The organism is Rathayibacter sp. VKM Ac-2762, from assembly GCF_009866585.1.
Taxonomy (GTDB): domain Bacteria; phylum Actinomycetota; class Actinomycetes; order Actinomycetales; family Microbacteriaceae; genus Rathayibacter.
The window spans coordinates 1,130,852-1,146,856 of sequence record NZ_CP047419.1 but is presented as its reverse complement, the minus strand read 5'-3'; the positions used below and the strand labels follow the sequence as shown (position 1 = coordinate 1,146,856).

Genomic DNA, 16,005 nt, shown 5'->3' with positions numbered 1-16,005 from the left:
TGCCCGGGGGACCCCCTCCTTCGAAAGGTCGAGTACCGGTGTCCGTACCGCTGAGCATTCCGAGCCCCCCCGACGCGTGGAGTCAGTACGACCTCACGATCGGCACCTTCACGCTCGCGATCCACACCTACGCGCTCTGCATCCTCGCGGGGATCATCGTGGCGACGATCATGACGAACCAGCGGCTCAAGCGCCGCGGCGCGGAGCCGTGGGTCGTGCTCGACATCATCATCTGGGCGGTGCCGCTCGGCATCGTCGGCGCCCGCGCCTACCACGTGCTTACTCACCCCGGCGACTACTTCTACGACGGCGCCGACCCGTGGGAGGTCGTCCGCATCTGGAACGGCGGCAACGCCATCTTCGGCGGGCTGATCGGAGGCGCGGTCGGCGCGTTCATCGGCTGCCGCTGGACAGGAGTGCGGTTCTGGACCTTCGCCGACGCCCTCGCCCCCGGCATGCTCGCCGCGCAGGCGCTCGGGCGTCTGGGCAACTGGTTCAACCACGAGCTCTTCGGCCTGCCCACGACCCTGCCCTGGGGCCTCGAGATCGAGACCACCAACCCGGCCTTCCCCGTCGGCCTCCCGGCGGGCACGCTCTTCCACCCGACCTTCCTCTACGAGATCCTCTGGAACGTCGTCGGCATCGCGGTCATCCTCCTGCTCGAGCGCCGTCTCAAGCTGCAGTGGGGCACCGTCTTCGCCGCCTACCTGATCTGGTACGGGATCGGCCGCGTCTGGTTCGAGTCCATCCGGATCGACCCGAGCGAGTTCTTCTGGGGCATCCGCACCAACGTCTGGGCCGCGCTCATCGCCGTGGTCATCGGCCTGGTCCTCGTGGTGATCCAGAAGCGCGAGCACCCGGGCGCCGAGCCCTCGGCCTACCGGCCGGGTCGCGAGTGGACGCCCGCCCCGGCTGCGGTAGAATTCGAGGACGTCGAGTCCGACTCCGACGACACCACCACCCCTGCTTCCGGCACCGACGCCGAGAAGCCGACGGTCTCCCGCACCTGACGGAGGTCGCGGAGCCTCCGCGACCGCCTCCCGGGTGCCCGACACCTCCACGACCGCCCCATCGCGGCGCAGCCACGAGCGCTGCCGCGGGCGGGTCGTCGTGCAGGCACCGCCGACGGCGCGCGACGCTCGCGCCACGGCAGAACCCTGCGGCCCTCCCGATCGGGGAGCCGCTCCTCCTCCACCACCGCGGGCCAGCGACGTCCCGATCAGCCATCACCCCCGTGAGGACGGTTCCCATGGCCTCCGCCCAGCCCTCGACCCCGGCCCGCGCCGTGCCCTTCCTGGGCATGCCGCCTGCGCAGGGGATGTACGATCCGGCCGCCGAGAAGGACGCGTGCGGTCTCGCGATGGTCGCCACCATGCGCGGCACCGCCGGCCACGACATCATCGACGCCGCGCTGAACGCGCTGCGCAACCTCGAGCACCGCGGCGCCGTCGGCTCCGACGCGGGAACGGGCGACGGCGCCGGGATCATCACGCAGATCCCGGACGAGTTCCTCCGCGCGGTCGCTCCCTTCGAGCTCCCGCCGCTGGGCCAGTACGCGGTGGGCAACGCCTTCCTCCCGGTGGACGTGTTCGAGCGCGAGCGGGTCAAGTCGACGATCGCCGACATCGCCCGCGAGGAGAACCTCGCCGTGGTCGGCTGGCGCTCCGTGCCCGTGCAGCCCGACGAGATCGGCACGCTCGCCCGGGCCGCCATGCCGGCGATCGAGCAGCTGTTCATCCGGAGCGAGCTGACCGACGAGAGCGGCACGCCCCTCTCCTCCGTGCGCCTCGACCGCCTGACCTTCCGCCTGCGCAAGCGCGTCGAGCGCGAGCTCGAGGTCTACTTCATGTCGCTCTCGAGCCGCACGCTCGTCTACAAGGGCATGGTGACGACGCTCCAGCTGGAGCCGTTCTACCCGGACCTGTCCGACGAGCGCTTCGCGTCGAAGCTCGCGCTGGTGCACTCCCGTTACTCCACCAACACCTTCCCGTCGTGGCCGCTCGCTCAGCCGTTCCGGATGATCGCGCACAACGGCGAGATCAACACGGTTCAGGGCAACCGCAACTGGATGCGCGCACGCCAGTCGCAGCTGAAGAGCCGCGAGCTGGGCGACCTGGCCCCGCTGTTCCCGATCGTCTCGCCCGGCCGCAGCGACTCCGCCTCGTTCGACGAGACCGTCGAGCTGCTCAACCTGGCCGGCCGGTCGCTCCCGCACGCGGTCATGATGATGGTGCCGGAGGCCTGGGAGAACCAGGACGGCGCGCTCGACCCGAAGCGCCGCGCGTTCTACGAGTACCACTCGATGCTCATGGAGCCGTGGGACGGCCCGGCCGCGATCGTCTTCACCGACGGCGAGCTCGTCGGCGCCACCCTCGACCGCAACGGGCTCCGCCCCGGCCGCTACGTCGTCACCGACGACGGGCTCGTGGTGCTCGCCAGCGAGATCGGCGTGCTCGACATCGACCCCGCGAAGGTGGTCCGCAAGGGACGCCTGCAGCCCGGCCGCATGTTCCTGGTCGACACCGAGCAGGGCCGCATCGTCGAGGACGAGGAGATCAAGGGGCAGCTCGCCGCCTCCGGTCCGTTCGAGGAGTGGCTCGAGAAGGGCCGCATCAACCTCAAGGACCTCCCCGAGCGCGAGCACATCGTGCACACGCCCGCCTCGGTCAACCGCCGCCAGCGCACCTTCGGCTACACCGAGGAGGAGGTCCGCCTCCTCCTGCTGCCGATGGCGCGTGCCGGTGCGGAGCCGCTCGGAGCGATGGGCTCGGACACCCCCGTGGCCGTCCTGTCCAAGCGCCCCCGCCTGCTCTTCGACTACTTCACGCAGGCCTTCGCACAGGTGACGAACCCGCCGCTGGACTCGATCCGCGAGGAGGTCGTGACCTCGCTCCGCCTGGGCCTCGGCCCCGAGCGCAACCTGCTGACCGCCGGTGCCGAGCACGCGCGCCAGGTCGTCCTCGACTTCCCGGTCATCGACAACGACGAGCTCGCGAAGATCCAGCACATCGCGCCGCGCCCGCTGAGCCACATCACCACGACGATCCGCGGCCTGTACCGCGTCGACGCGGGACCCCGCGCGATGCAGGACCGCATCGACGAGATGTGCGACGAGGCCGACGAGGCCATCGCCGCGGGAGCGCAGTTCCTGGTGCTCTCGGACCGCGACTCCACCAAGGACCTCGCGCCGATCCCCTCGCTGCTGATGCTCGCCGCCGTGCACCACCACCTCATCCGCACCGAGAATCGGATGCGAGTGGGGCTCGTGGTCGAGGCGGGCGACGTCCGCGAGGTGCACCACGTGGCGACGCTCATCGGCTACGGCGCCTCCGCGGTCAACCCGTACCTGGCGATGGAGACCTGCGAGGACCTCGTCCGCAGCGGCATGCTGTCGGACGTCTCGCCGGAGAAGGCCGTGAAGAACGTGATCAAGGCGCTCGGCAAGGGCGTGCTGAAGATCATGTCCAAGATGGGCATCTCCACCGTGTCGAGCTACGCCGGGGCGCAGACCTTCGAGGCCGTCGGCCTCAGCCAGGCGTTCGTCGACCAGTACTTCACCGGCACCGTCTCGAAGCTCGGCGGCATCGGCATCGACGTCGTCGCCGAGGAGAACGCCGCGCGTCACCGCGCCGCCTATCCCGAGGACGGCGCGATCGTCGCGCATGAGCGCCTGGCGGTCGGCGGCGAGTACCAGTGGCGCCGCGACGGCGCCCCGCACCTGTTCAACCCGGACACGGTGTTCCGCCTGCAGCACTCGACGCGCAACCGCCGCTACGACGTCTTCCGCGAGTACACGAAGATGGTCGACGACCAGGCGAGCTCGCTGATGACCCTCCGCGGCATGTTCAAGCTCGACACCGCGGGGCGCACGCCGATCCCGATCGACGAGGTCGAGCCGGTCGAGGCGATCGTGAAGCGCTTCTCGACGGGCGCGATGAGCTACGGCTCCATCTCGCCGGAGGCGCACGAGACGCTCGCCATCGCGATGAACCGCCTCGGCGCCAAGTCGAACACGGGCGAGGGCGGCGAGGACACCGAGCGGCTGCTCGACCCGGAGCGCCGCTCCGCGATCAAGCAGGTCGCCTCGGGCCGCTTCGGCGTCACGAGCATGTACCTCACCCACGCCGACGACATCCAGATCAAGCTCGCCCAGGGCGCCAAGCCCGGCGAGGGCGGTCAGCTGCCGCCGACGAAGGTGTACCCGTGGATCGCGCGCACCCGGCATGCGACCGCCGGCGTCGGCCTGATCTCGCCGCCGCCGCACCACGACATCTACTCGATCGAGGACCTCAAGCAGCTGATCTTCGACCTCAAGCGGGCGAACCCGTCGGCGCGCATCCACGCGAAGCTGGTCAGCCAGTCGGGCATCGGAGCGGTCGCCGCCGGCACCGCGAAGGCCCTCGCCGACGTGATCCTCGTCTCGGGTCACGACGGCGGCACCGGCGCGAGCCCGGTGAACTCGCTCAAGCACGCGGGCACGCCCTGGGAGCTCGGCCTGGCCGAGACCCAGCAGACGCTGATGCTCAACGGCATGCGCGACCGTGTGGTCGTGCAGGTCGACGGCCAGATGAAGACCGGTCGCGACGTCGTCATCGGCGCGCTGCTCGGAGCCGAGGAGTTCGGCTTCGCGACGGCTCCGCTGATCGTCGAGGGCTGCATCATGATGCGCGTCTGCCACCTCGACACCTGCCCGGTGGGCGTCGCGACGCAGAACCCGGAGCTGCGCCAGCGGTTCTCCGGCAAGCCCGAGTTCGTCGTCAACTTCTTCGAGTTCATCGCCCAGGAGGTGCGCGAGTACCTCGCGCAGCTCGGCTTCCGGAGCGTCGACGAGATCGTCGGCCACCGCGAGCTGCTCGACGTCGACCAGGCGATCGAGCACTGGAAGGCGAGCGGGCTCGACCTGACGCCGATCCTCGTCGGACCGGTCTTCACGGCGGAGGAGCCGCGCCGCCACGGCCGCGCGCAGGAGCACGAGCTCGAGCACCACTTCGACAACGAGCTGATCCGCCTCGCGGCGAACGTGCTCGACCACCGCGGCACCGTGCGGATCGAGCGCGAGATCAAGAACACCGAGCGCGCCGTCGGCACCATGCTGGGCCACGAGGTCACCGTCCGATTCGGCGAGAACGGCCTGCCGGCCGACTCCATCGTCGTGTCGCTCCGCGGCTCGGCCGGGCAGTCGCTCGGAGCGTTCCTCCCCGCCGGCATCACGCTGCGGCTCGAGGGCGACTCCAACGACTACGTCGGCAAGGGCCTCTCGGGCGGCCAGATCGTGGTGCGGCCGGACCGCCGCAGCACCTTCGACGCCTCGACGAACGTGATCGCGGGCAATGTGATCGGCTACGGGGCGACCCAGGGCACGATGTTCATCCGCGGGATGGTCGGCGAGCGCTTCCTGGTCCGCAACTCCGGCGCCACCGCGGTGGTCGAGGGAGTGGGCGACCACGCGCTCGAGTACATGACCGGCGGCCTGGCGGTGATCCTCGGCGAGACCGGGCGGAACCTCGGCGCCGGCATGTCGGGCGGCACGGCCTACATCCACGGCCTGCGCCGCGAGCTCGTGAACCGCGACGCGATCGCCTCCGGCGAGCTGACCCTCTCCGAGCTCGGTAGCGCCGACGTGGAGATCCTGCGCGACCTGCTCGAGCGGCACGTCGCGGAGACCGAGTCGACCCTGGCCCAGGGGATGCTCGACGATTTCGACGGAACGGTCTCGCGTTTCGTCAAGGTACTGCCCCGCGACTTCGCCGCGGTGCTCGCGACGCGCGCATCCGCTGTGGAGGAGGGGCTCGACCCCGACGGCGACGTCGTCTGGGGACGGATTCTGGAGGTGACCGGTGGCTGATCCCAAGGGGTTCCTGAAGGTGCAGGACCGGGAGCTGCCCAAGCGGCGTCCCGTGTCCGTCCGCCTGATGGACTGGAAAGAGGTCTACGAGCAGGGCGACTCCGCCGTGCTGCGCCGGCAGGCGGGCCGCTGCATGGACTGCGGCATCCCGTTCTGCCACAAGGGCTGCCCGCTGGGGAACCTGATCCCCGAGTGGAACGACCTGATGTGGCGCGGCGAGGGCCGCCAGGCGATCGAGCGCCTGCACGCGACGAACAACTTCCCGGAGTTCACGGGCCGGCTCTGCCCGGCGCCGTGCGAGTCGTCCTGCGTGCTCGGCATCAATCAGCCCGCCGTCACGATCAAGCAGATCGAGGTCTCGATCATCGATCAGGCCTTCGGCAACGACTGGGTGCAGCCGCACCCGCCGGAGCGCCTGACCGGCAAGACCGTCGCGGTCGTCGGCTCCGGCCCGGCGGGGCTCGCCGCCGCTCAGCAGCTCACCCGCGCCGGGCACACCGTCGCGGTCTACGAGCGCGACGACCGCATCGGCGGCCTCCTGCGCTACGGGATCCCGGACTTCAAGATGGAGAAGAAGCACCTCGAGCTCCGCCTGAACCAGATGAAGGCCGAGGGCACCCGGTTCCGCGCGGGCGTCGACATCGGCTCCGACATCACCTGGGACGACCTGCGGGCGCGCTACGACGCGGTCGTGGTCGCCACCGGTGCTCTCGTTCCGCGCGACCTGCCGATCCCGGGGCGCGACCTCGACGGCGTGCACTTCGCCATGGAGTACCTCGTGCAGTCGAACCGCGCGATCGCGGGCGACCGCGTCTTCGAGCAGATCTCGGCCGAGGGCAAGCACGTCGTCGTCCTGGGCGGAGGCGACACCGGAGCGGACTGCATCGGCACCGCCCACCGCCAGAAGGCCGCGTCGGTCACGAACCTGGCGATCGGGCAGCAGCCGCCGTCGCAGCGCCCGGACAGCCAGCCCTGGCCGATGGACCCGACCGTGTTCGAGGTCTCGAGCGCCCACGAGGAGGGCGGGGAGCGGATGTTCCTCGCGTCGACCGTGGAGTTCCTCGCGAACGAGGGCGGCGAGGTCCGCGCGGTGCGCGTGGCCGAGACCGAGTACCTCGACGGACGCCGCGTTCCCAAGGCGGGCACCGAGCGCGAGATCCCGGCCGACCTGGTCCTGCTCGCCCTCGGCTTCACCGGCCCGGAGGCGGACCACCTCGGCCGCCAGCTCGACGTCCCCTTCACCGAGCGCGGCAACGTCGCGCGCGGCGACGCCTTCGAGACGACCGTCCCCGGCGTCTTCGTGGCCGGCGACGCCGGGCGCGGCCAGTCCCTGATCGTCTGGGCGATCGCCGAGGGCCGCTCCGTCGCGGCCGAGGTCGACCGCTACCTCGAGGGCACGACCCAGCTGCCGGCGCCGGTCGGCCCCGACGACCGGGGCTTCACGCTCTAGTCCCCGGGACGCGATAGTCTCGGCCCGCCAGCAATCAGCTCACCCTCCCCGCTAACGACGCGCCTCCGGGCGCAGAACAACGGAGCACCCCCTCAATGAGACGAGCGAAAATCGTCGCCACCCTCGGCCCGGCAACGTCGTCGTACGAGACCATTCGTGCGATCATCGACGCCGGCGTGGACGTGGCCCGCATGAACCTCAGTCACGGAAGCTACGACGTCCACGAAGGCATCTACCGCATCGTGCGGAAGGCCGCGGACGACGCCGGGCGCGCGGTCGCGATCCTCGTCGACCTGCAGGGTCCGAAGATCCGCCTCGGCAAGTTCGAGGGCGGCCCGTACGCCCTCGCCGAGGGCGACGTCTTCACCATCACCACCGAGGACGTCCTCGGCACGCGCGAGCTCTCGGGCACCACGTTCAAGGGCCTCCCGGACGACGTGAACCCGGGCGACATGCTCCTCATCGACGACGGCAAGGTCGCTGTCCGCGTCACCGCCGTCGAGGGCCCCCGGGTCGTCACCGAGGTCGTCGTCCCCGGCAACGTCTCGAACAACAAGGGCATCAACCTGCCCGGTGTCGCGGTCAACGTCCCCGCTCTCTCCCAGAAGGACGAGGACGACCTCCGCTGGGCGATCCGCCTCGGCGCGGACATCATCGCCCTCTCCTTCGTGCGCAACGCCAGCGACATCGAGCGCGTGCACGAGATCATGGCGGAGGAGGGCCGCAAGGCTCCCGTCATCGCCAAGATCGAGAAGCCGCAGGCGGTCGACAACCTGCAGGAGATCATCGACGTCTTCGACGGCATCATGGTCGCCCGCGGCGACCTCGGCGTCGAGCTGCCCCTCGAGGCGGTGCCGATCGTGCAGAAGCACGCCGTCGAGCTCGCCCGCCGCTGGGCGAAGCCGGTCATCGTCGCGACCCAGATGCTCGAGTCGATGATCGAGAGCCCCCGCCCCACGCGGGCCGAGGCCTCGGACGTCGCGAACGCCATCCTCGACGGCGCGGACGCGGTCATGCTCTCGGGCGAGACCAGCGTCGGAGCCTGGCCCGTCGTCACCGTGCAGACCATGGCCCGCATCGTCGAGTCCACCGAGGAGCACGGCCTGGAGCGCATCCCCCCGCTGGGGAGCAAGCCCCGCACCCAGGGCGGATCCGTCACGCTGGCCGCCGCCGAGGTCGCCGAGTTCGTCGAGGCGAAGTTCCTCTGCGTGTTCACCGAGTCGGGCGACTCGGTCCGCCGCATGACGCGCCTGCGCCACGGCATCCCGATAATCGGCTTCACCCCCGAGCCGGCCGTCCGCCGCCGCATGGCGCTGAACTGGGGCGTCCAGTCCTTCGTCACGCCGCGCGTCAACCACACCGACGCGATGTTCGCGCAGGTGGACGCGGTGCTGCTCCGCGAGGGCCTCGCCCAGGCGGGCGAGACCGTGGTCGTCGTCTCCGGATCGCCCCCCGGGCGCGCCGGCACGACGAACGACATGCGGGTGCACATCGTCGGCTCGTCCAGCTCGGCCGACAGGGCCGAGAACTGGGACCACTGAGTCCAGCACCACCGGAGGGCCCGGTCGCGCGAGCGGCCGGGCCCTCCGGCGTTCCCCGGCGGCCCGCGTGGCGGGACGCGCCTCCGCGGGCGGATACCGTGGACCCATGCGACTCGGCGTGCTCGACATCGGCTCCAACACGGTCCACCTGCTCCTCGTCGACGCGCACCCCGGCGCCCGCCCGGTGCCCTACCGCTCGCACAAGCGGAGCCTCGCTCTCGTGGCGCACCTCGACGAGGCGGGGGAGATCACCGAGCGGGGCCAGCGCGAGCTGATCGCGTTCGTGACCGAGGCCGCCGAGGTCGCCCGCGAGCACCGCGCGGAGGACCTGCTGGCGTTCGCGACCTCGGCGATCCGCGAGGCCGGCAACGGCGCGGCGGTCCTCGACCGGGTCCGCGCCGAGACGGGCGTGCACCTCCAGGAGCTCGGCGGCGAGGCGGAGGCGTCGGCCACCTTCCTCGCCGTGCGCCGCTGGTTCGGCTGGGGCGCGGGCTCGATCCTGGACCTCGACATCGGCGGCGGCTCGTTCGAGCTCTCGATGGGCGTGGACGAGGTGCCCGAGCTCGCCGTGTCGGTCCCGCTCGGAGCGGGGCGGGTGACGCGGGACCTGCTGGTCGGCGATCCCGCCTCGGCCACGAGCGTGAAGGCCGCCCGGCGTCACGCCCGCGAGGTGCTCGCGGAGCCCGTCCGCGGCTTCCTCGCCCTGGGGCGCCCGGACCTGGTCGCAGGCACGTCGAAGACCTTCCGGTCTCTGGCGCGGATCACCGGCGCCGCTCCGAGCGCCGCCGGTCCGCTGGTGCGCCGGGAGCTGCACCTGGTCGACCTCCGGCTGTGGTCCGCTCGCCTCGCCGCGATCAGCGCGGCCGACCGCTCAGCGCTGCCCGGCGTCTCCGCTCTGCGGGCTCCGCAGCTGCTCGCGGGCGCTCTCGTCGCGGAGGCGGCCATGGACGCCCTCGGCATCGAGACGCTGGTGATCTGCCCCTGGGCCACCCGCGAGGGGCTGATCATCCGCCGCTTCGAGCTGCTCGACGCGCAGATCCAGCGCGAGGACGTTCAGCTCAGCGCGATGCTGTAGGTCAGCGACCGCCGGCCGCCCGGCTCGAGGACGATCTGGCGCGGCTTGTCGACGATGTCGCCGTCCCAGCCCTCGGGGGTCGGGACGCTCCGCCAGGGCTCGAGGCAGACGAACGGGGCCCCGACGGGCTTCCACACGCCGACCACGTCGAAGTCCCCGGTGTCGACGACGATCGCGCGGGCGGCGCCGTCGGCCTCGAGCCGGAGGGTCCGCCGGCGCGGCTCGTCGAAGATCATCACGCCCTCCTCGAAGTGCGCGTCGTCCACTGTCAGGACCCCGTCCTCGAGCGGCGCCGGGTGGCGCGCCTCGAGCAGCAGGTTCTCCGGAGCGCGGCGGTACCCCTCCGGCTCGGGCTGCGCGAAGCGGATGCGGTGCTCGCCGCGGCCCTCGGGCAGCGGCAGCGCGAAGGCCGGGTGGTTGCCGAGCGAGAAGCCCAGCGGAGAGGGACCCCTGTTCTCGACGGTCTGGGTGATCCGGAGCGAGGCGCCGGTCACGGCGTAGGCGATGAGGAGCGTCCAGTCGAAGGGGAACACCGCGCGCGTGACGTCGTCGCTCCGGAGCCGGAACACCGCCTCGTCCGCCGAGACGCCCGCGAGCTCGAAGACCCGGTCCCGCGCGAAGCCGTGCTGCCCCATCCGGTGGTCCGCGCCGTCGTGGTGCAGCGTGTCGCCGGGGAGGCGCCCGATGATCGGGAACAGGACGGGAGCGTGCCGGCGCCACTCCGGGCCGGCCTGCCACAGGTACTCGCGGCCCTCGTCGTCGCGGAGGGACGTCATCTCGGCCCCGGCGGTCGTCAGGGCGAGGCGCAGGCTCTCGCTGCCGAGGGTGAGGACGGTGGGCGCGGGGGAGTCGCTGCTGGTCATCCTCCGATTCTGCCCGTCACGCGGTGCGGGCGGGGGTGTCGGCGGCGCGTGGCAGCATGGGGCGGTGCCTCCCGAGTCGACCCCCTCCTCCTGGCGCGCCCGCGTCGGCGAGCTCAGCGGAGCCGCCGAGGCCGAGTCGCCGCCCGTCCTCACGCCGATCGGGCTGCAGTTCGAGCTGCGCCGGCTGGTGCGCCGGGCCGACGATCCGTGGCGGGCGCCGGCGAGCGAGCGCGTCACGGCGAAGACCTACGACGCCGACGAGCGCCGTGACCACCGTCTGGCCACCCGCCCCGTCGTCCGCGGGCGCGGGGGCGCCTGGAACCGCACCACCCTGACCTGGAAGTCGCTGAACTTCCAGACCCACCGGCTCTCGCTCGACCCCGCTCACCAGCGCTGGTTCGCCGAGTTCGCGGCCCTGCACCGCGCCACGCGCACCGTCCACCTGGGGCAGGACCCCGACTGGATCCACCTCGACGACTACGAGAGCCCACTGCTCTGGCGGCTGCTCGAGCAGGCGCAGGCCGCCGGGATCCCGCTGCTCGCCCCGGAGAAGGGCGCGGTCCGTCTCGCCGGTCCCGCCCATGTGGCGGTGACGGTCTCGGCGGAGGAGGGAGCGCTCCGGCTGCGGCCCGTCCTGCGGATCGACGGCGCGGAGCACGCACCCGAGTCGGCGCGTCCGGTCGCCCGGCACGGCGTGTACGCGGTCGAGGGCGGCGATCCGTCCTCGCTCCTGCTCGCGCCCGCGTCCCTGCCCTTCGACGACGAGGAGCTGCGGCTCCTCGACCACCCCGAGGAGACGGAGGTCCCGGTGGAGGACGTGCCCGAGTTCGTCGGCGAGCACCTCCCCGCCCTCCGCGGTCGGGTCGCGGTCCGCGAGGAGGGCGTCGACCTCGTCCTGGACGATCCGGAGCCCCCGCGCCTGGTCTGCACGGTCTCGTTCGAGCCGCGGCGCGCTGTCGGAGTGGGCTGGCACTGGCGCCGCTCGCCCGATCGTGCGGGCGAGCTCGACGGCACGGCCGACGCGGCTCTCGAGCGCGCGGTGCTCCGCCGGGTGCGCTCGGTGCTCGGCGAGGCCGGGTCCGCTCTCGTGCCGGAGCCGGGGACGAGCGCGGTCCTGCGCGGGGCCGAGGCGGCGGTGTTCGTGGTGGAGCAGCTCCCGCAGCTGGAGGGGATCGGCGGGGTCCGGATCGAGCGCGAGGGCGCGGCCCCGGACTACCGCCTGCTGACCGGACCGCTCACGCTCACGATCACCGCCGTCGACACCGAGAGCGCCGACTGGTTCGACCTCGGCGTCGTCGTGACGATCGGCGACGCGACCGTGCCGTTCCTGCCCCTCTTCCGCGCTCTGGCCGCTGGCGGCGACCGCATCCGCCTGGTCGACCACTCCTACCTCTCGCTCGCGCACCCCGGCCTCGACCGGCTCCGGGAGCTGCTGACCCGGGCGGACGAGCTCGAGGAGTGGGAGACGGGACCGCGGCTCGGCCGGCACCAGACCGGGCTGTGGAACGAGCTGGAGGAGCTCGCCGACGAGAGCGTCCCCTCCGACGCGTGGCGCGCCGTGCTCGACTCGGCGCTGGCCGCCGGGTCGCCGGAGGACGTGGAGCCTCCGGAGGGCCTGACCGCCCGGCTGCGTCCGTACCAGCGGGCGGGCTACGCCTGGCTCGTGCACCGCCTCCGTCACGGGCTCGGCGGGATCCTGGCCGACGACATGGGCCTCGGCAAGACCCTGCAGGCGCTGGCCATGATGCTCGACGCGGTCGAGGAGGCGGGCCGCGCCGGGATCCGCCGCGCGCCGTTCCTCGTGGTCGCCCCCACCTCGGTCGTGCCGGGCTGGCGCTCGGAGGCCGAGCGCTTCGCGCCCGCCCTGCGCGTCCACGTCGTCGCGAGCTCGCGGGAGGGCGCGCTCGACGCGATCCCGGCCGACGCGGACGTGGTCCTCACCAGCTACGCGGTCCTGCGCCTCGGCGGCGAGCGCTGGGCGGCGAGGACGTGGTCGGCGCTGATCCTCGACGAGGCCCAGTTCGTCAAGAACCCCGCCTCGCAGACGCACCGGGCCGCCCGCGGGGTCGGCGCGCCCGTCACGCTCGCGCTCACCGGCACACCGCTGGAGAACTCGCTCGACGAGCTCTGGGCGGTCCTCGCACTGGTGGCGCCCGGGCTCCTGCCGCCGTTGCGCCGCTTCCGCGAGGAGTACACCCGGCCGATCCTGCACGCGGAGGCGCCCGTCGGCATCGCCTCGCCCGATCTGTCCGAGGGACGGACCGTCAGCCACACCGAGGGCGCGCGCCGCCGCCTCGAGAGACTGCGCCGACGACTGCGTCCGTTCCTGCTCCGCCGCACCAAGGAGGCGGTGGCGCCGGAGCTCCCCGAGAAGCAGGAGCAGACGATCGAGGTCGCGCTGACCCCCGCCCACCGGGTGCTCTACGACGGCTACCTCCAGCGCGAGCGGCGGAAGCTCCTGGGTCTAGTCGACGACCTCGACCGGCAGCGCTTCACGGTGTTCCGATCGCTCACCCTCCTGCGCCTGCTCGCGCTCGACGCGTCCCTGGTCGACCCGGCCTACCGGCACGTCCCGTCCGCGAAGCTCGACGTGCTCGTCGAGCAGCTCGACGACGTGATCGCGGAAGGCCGTCGGGCCCTCGTCTTCAGCACCTTCACCTCGTACCTGGATCGGGCGGGGGAGCGGCTGCGTCGGCGCGGCATCCCGTTCGTGCAGCTCGACGGCTCCACGCGGGACCGCGCGGGAGTGATCGAGGAGTTCCGCTCCGGAGCCGCGCCCGTCTTCCTGATCAGCCTGAAGGCGGGCGGCACCGGGCTCACCCTCACCGAGGCCGACCACGTCTTCATCCTCGACCCGTGGTGGAACCCGGCGGCCGAGGCGCAGGCCGTCGACCGCGCGCACCGCATCGGCCAGGAGCGGCGGGTGAACGTGTACCGGCTGGTGGCGACGGACACGATCGAGGAGAAGATCGTGCGCCTCCAGGAGCGCAAGGGCCGCCTCAGCACGGCGGTGCTCGACGAGGGCGAGCTCTTCGCCCGGGCGCTGTCGGCCGACGACGTCCGCGAACTGCTGGCCGAGTGACCACGGCCCCACGAAGGGTGACAGAACGGCCAGGCGCGGCCCAGGATCCGAGCGCACACTGAGCGGATGAGACGCCGCCGCCCCCGCCCCCGCGCCGACTGGATCGTGGCCCTCGAGAAGGGCGACGACGCCGGGCTCTTCGGACCGGGCAGCGCGGTCTGGGCGGTCAACGGCGGCCTGCCCACGATGATCGCCGGAGTGCGGGCTCTGCTCATGCAGACCCTCCACGCCGGAGCGATGGCCGGTGTCCACGACCACTCCCGCTACCGCGAGGACCCGATGGGCCGGCTCGACAACACGGTCCGCTGGGTCCTGACCACCAGCTTCGGCGACACCGCCGCGGCGAGCGGAGCGGCGCGCTGGGTGACCGGCGTGCACGAGCGGATCGTCGGCTCCTACGAGGACGCCGGCGGGCGCGAGCGCTCCTACTCGGCGCAGGACCCCCGCCTGCTGCTCTGGGTGCACGACGCCTTCACCGACGCGTTCCTCGGCGCCCACGAGATCTGGGGCGGACGGATCCCCGGCGGCCCCGACGCCTACGTGCGCGAGTGGGCCGCCTCCGGCCGGCTGCTCGGAGTGCAGGATCCGCCCGAGAGCGTCGCGGAGCTCCGCGCGCAGCTCGCCGGATTCGCGGGCGAGCTCAAGCCCGACGCACGCGTGCACGAGGCGGTCGGGTTCCTCCGCGACATCCGGCTGCCGGGCGAGGCGGGCGTGGTCTACCCGCTGCTGTTCGCCGGCGCGGTCGCCTCGCTCAGCCCCGAGGTGCGGAGGCTCCTGGGCCTCCGGCGCCCGTGGTGGCCCGCGATCACGGCGAACCGCCTGCTGTTCGTGTTCCTGGGCCGGTATCTCGGCCGGGTCTCGCCGAGCGAGCAGGCCGCGATCGACCGCATCGCCGGCCTCGACCAGGTTCGCACCGGCGCCTGACGCTCTTCCCGTACACCTGTCCGGGAAGTGGTAGACTGACGTCGATGACTCCCGCCCGCCTCGCCTCCGTGCCCGCGGCGGAGTCCCCCTCGGCGCTCGGCTCCGCCGATCCGCGAGCCCGGCGCACCCGCCGCCGCGTGTTCGACGCGGTCGAGCGGCTCGTCATGCAGAGCGACGGCGAGAGGGCCGAGGGCATCGCGGTGAGCGACATCGTGCGCGAGGCCGGGATCAGCCGCAGCTCGTTCTACGCCCACTTCGACGACGCGGCGGGAGTCGCCTCCGCGCTGCTCCGCCAGGACCTCGTGGTCGCCGACGTCGCCGAGGGCGATCCCGCCGACCGCTCCGGAGCCGACGCCCTGCAGCGCGGCTACTCGCGGCTCGTCGAGCGGCTGGTCGACCGCCACGCCTTCCATGCCCGGCTCCGCGCGCGGGCCTCCGCCCGGGTCGCCTCCGACGACGCCGTGCTCGACACGGCGCTCGCCCTGCACCGCGAGGTGCTCGCCCGGGTCGACGTCCCCGCAGCGGTCGACCCCGAGCTCACCGCGGTCTTCGCGGCCGGCGGCGTCCTCTCCGTGGTCGGTGCCTGGCTCGCCGGCTCCCTCGACGGCACCGACGAGGAGCTGGTCGAGCACCTCGTCGCGCTGCTCCCGGCCTGGCTCGCCGCGGCGCCGCTGCGCCCCCTGGACTCCTCACTCCCACCACGCCCCACGACGAAAGGCACGACATGATGACATTCGAGGTCGGCGAGACCCTGGTCTACCCGCACCACGGAGCGGTGACGATCACCGGGCTCGAGAAGCGCTCGGTCAAGGGCGTCGAGAAGACGTTCATGACGATGAACGTGCACACCAGCGAGCTCACCATCACCCTCCCCGTCGAGAACGCCGAGCTCGTCGGCGTCCGCGAGATCATCGACGACGCCGGAGTCCAGGCGGTCTACGACGTCCTGCGCAGCGACGTCGCGGAGGAGGCCAGCAACTGGTCCCGCCGCTTCAAGGCCAACCAGGAGAAGATGGCCAGCGGCAGCGTGTACCGCGTCAGCGAGGTCGTCCGCGACCTGTGGCGCCGCGAGCAGGCGGGCGGCGTCTCGGCCGGCGAGAAGCGGATGCTCCTCAAGGCGCGTCAGATCCTCGTGTCGGAGCTCTCGCTCGCCCTGAAGGGCACCGACGAGGAGGCCTCGGCCAAGCTCGACGAGGTCCTCGCCTCGGCGATCTGACCCCGCGTC

10 protein-coding genes are annotated in these 16,005 nt (G+C 72.4%); 9 read left to right on the top strand and 1 reads right to left on the bottom strand.

What is annotated here, in order from left to right; genetic code table 11:
* The first annotated feature begins 38 nt into the window (after nucleotides 1-38).
* The 5 genes from lgt (at nucleotide 39) to GTU71_RS05350 (ending at nucleotide 9,911) form a co-directional block, all read left to right on the top strand.
* Nucleotides 39-1,010 (top strand): prolipoprotein diacylglyceryl transferase, encoded by a 972-nt coding sequence (gene lgt / locus GTU71_RS05370; RefSeq protein ID WP_258059820.1) that lies wholly within the window; start codon nucleotides 39-41, stop codon nucleotides 1,008-1,010.
* Nucleotides 1,011-1,300: 290 nt separating this feature from the next.
* On the top strand, nucleotides 1,301-5,845 hold the full coding sequence (gltB, locus tag GTU71_RS05365; RefSeq protein ID WP_244230672.1) for a glutamate synthase large subunit: 4,545 nt from the start codon (nucleotides 1,301-1,303) through the stop codon (nucleotides 5,843-5,845).
* Nucleotides 5,838-7,295 (top strand): glutamate synthase subunit beta, encoded by a 1,458-nt coding sequence (locus tag GTU71_RS05360; RefSeq protein ID WP_104232655.1) that lies wholly within the window; start codon nucleotides 5,838-5,840, stop codon nucleotides 7,293-7,295. The genes gltB and GTU71_RS05360 overlap by 8 nt, the downstream gene beginning before the upstream one ends.
* A gap of 95 nt (nucleotides 7,296-7,390) precedes the next feature.
* On the top strand, nucleotides 7,391-8,836 hold the full coding sequence (pyk, locus tag GTU71_RS05355; RefSeq protein WP_104221869.1) for a pyruvate kinase: 1,446 nt from the start codon (nucleotides 7,391-7,393) through the stop codon (nucleotides 8,834-8,836).
* 106 nt (nucleotides 8,837-8,942) lie between these two features.
* Nucleotides 8,943-9,911, top strand: a complete 969-nt coding sequence (locus GTU71_RS05350; RefSeq protein ID WP_104232654.1) for an exopolyphosphatase — start codon at nucleotides 8,943-8,945, stop codon at nucleotides 9,909-9,911.
* Here GTU71_RS05350 and GTU71_RS05345 read toward each other — a convergent pair.
* Nucleotides 9,890-10,774, bottom strand: coding sequence for an aldose 1-epimerase family protein (locus GTU71_RS05345; RefSeq protein ID WP_159939443.1), 885 nt, complete (start codon nucleotides 10,772-10,774; stop codon nucleotides 9,890-9,892). The two genes, GTU71_RS05350 and GTU71_RS05345, sit on opposite strands and share 22 nt — an antisense overlap.
* A gap of 64 nt (nucleotides 10,775-10,838) precedes the next feature.
* Between GTU71_RS05345 and GTU71_RS05340 the strand changes: the two genes are divergently transcribed.
* The 4 genes from GTU71_RS05340 to GTU71_RS05325 all read left to right on the top strand — a co-directional run bounded on the left by GTU71_RS05340 (nucleotide 10,839) and on the right by GTU71_RS05325 (nucleotide 15,996).
* Nucleotides 10,839-13,856, top strand: a complete 3,018-nt coding sequence (locus GTU71_RS05340; protein WP_159939442.1) for a DEAD/DEAH box helicase — start codon at nucleotides 10,839-10,841, stop codon at nucleotides 13,854-13,856.
* Nucleotides 13,857-13,922: 66 nt separating this feature from the next.
* Nucleotides 13,923-14,780, top strand: a complete 858-nt coding sequence (locus GTU71_RS05335; RefSeq protein WP_104221875.1) for an oxygenase MpaB family protein — start codon at nucleotides 13,923-13,925, stop codon at nucleotides 14,778-14,780.
* A 44-nt stretch (nucleotides 14,781-14,824) separates the two neighbouring features.
* Entirely contained in the window at nucleotides 14,825-15,508 is a 684-nt protein-coding gene (locus GTU71_RS05330) for a TetR/AcrR family transcriptional regulator (protein WP_104221877.1), read from the top strand.
* Nucleotides 15,508-15,996, top strand: a complete 489-nt coding sequence (locus GTU71_RS05325) for a CarD family transcriptional regulator (RefSeq protein WP_068257183.1) — start codon at nucleotides 15,508-15,510, stop codon at nucleotides 15,994-15,996. The genes GTU71_RS05330 and GTU71_RS05325 overlap by 1 nt, the downstream gene beginning before the upstream one ends.
* Nucleotides 15,997-16,005: the final 9 nt, after the last annotated feature.

Excerpts from the sequence above, each read along its gene's own strand:
- GTU71_RS05335 (WP_104221875.1), top strand. The coding sequence starts at position 13,923 with ATGAGACGCCGCCGCCCCCGCCCCCGCGCCGACTGGATCGTGGCCCTC.
- GTU71_RS05345 (WP_159939443.1), bottom strand. The coding sequence starts at position 10,774 with ATGACCAGCAGCGACTCCCCCGCGCCCACCGTCCTCACCCTCGGCAGC.
- pyk (WP_104221869.1), top strand. The coding sequence starts at position 7,391 with ATGAGACGAGCGAAAATCGTCGCCACCCTCGGCCCGGCAACGTCGTCG.
- gltB (WP_244230672.1), top strand. The coding sequence starts at position 1,301 with ATGCCGCCTGCGCAGGGGATGTACGATCCGGCCGCCGAGAAGGACGCG.
- GTU71_RS05350 (WP_104232654.1), top strand. The coding sequence starts at position 8,943 with ATGCGACTCGGCGTGCTCGACATCGGCTCCAACACGGTCCACCTGCTC.
- GTU71_RS05330 (WP_104221877.1), top strand. The coding sequence starts at position 14,825 with ATGACTCCCGCCCGCCTCGCCTCCGTGCCCGCGGCGGAGTCCCCCTCG.
- GTU71_RS05325 (WP_068257183.1), top strand. The coding sequence starts at position 15,508 with ATGACATTCGAGGTCGGCGAGACCCTGGTCTACCCGCACCACGGAGCG.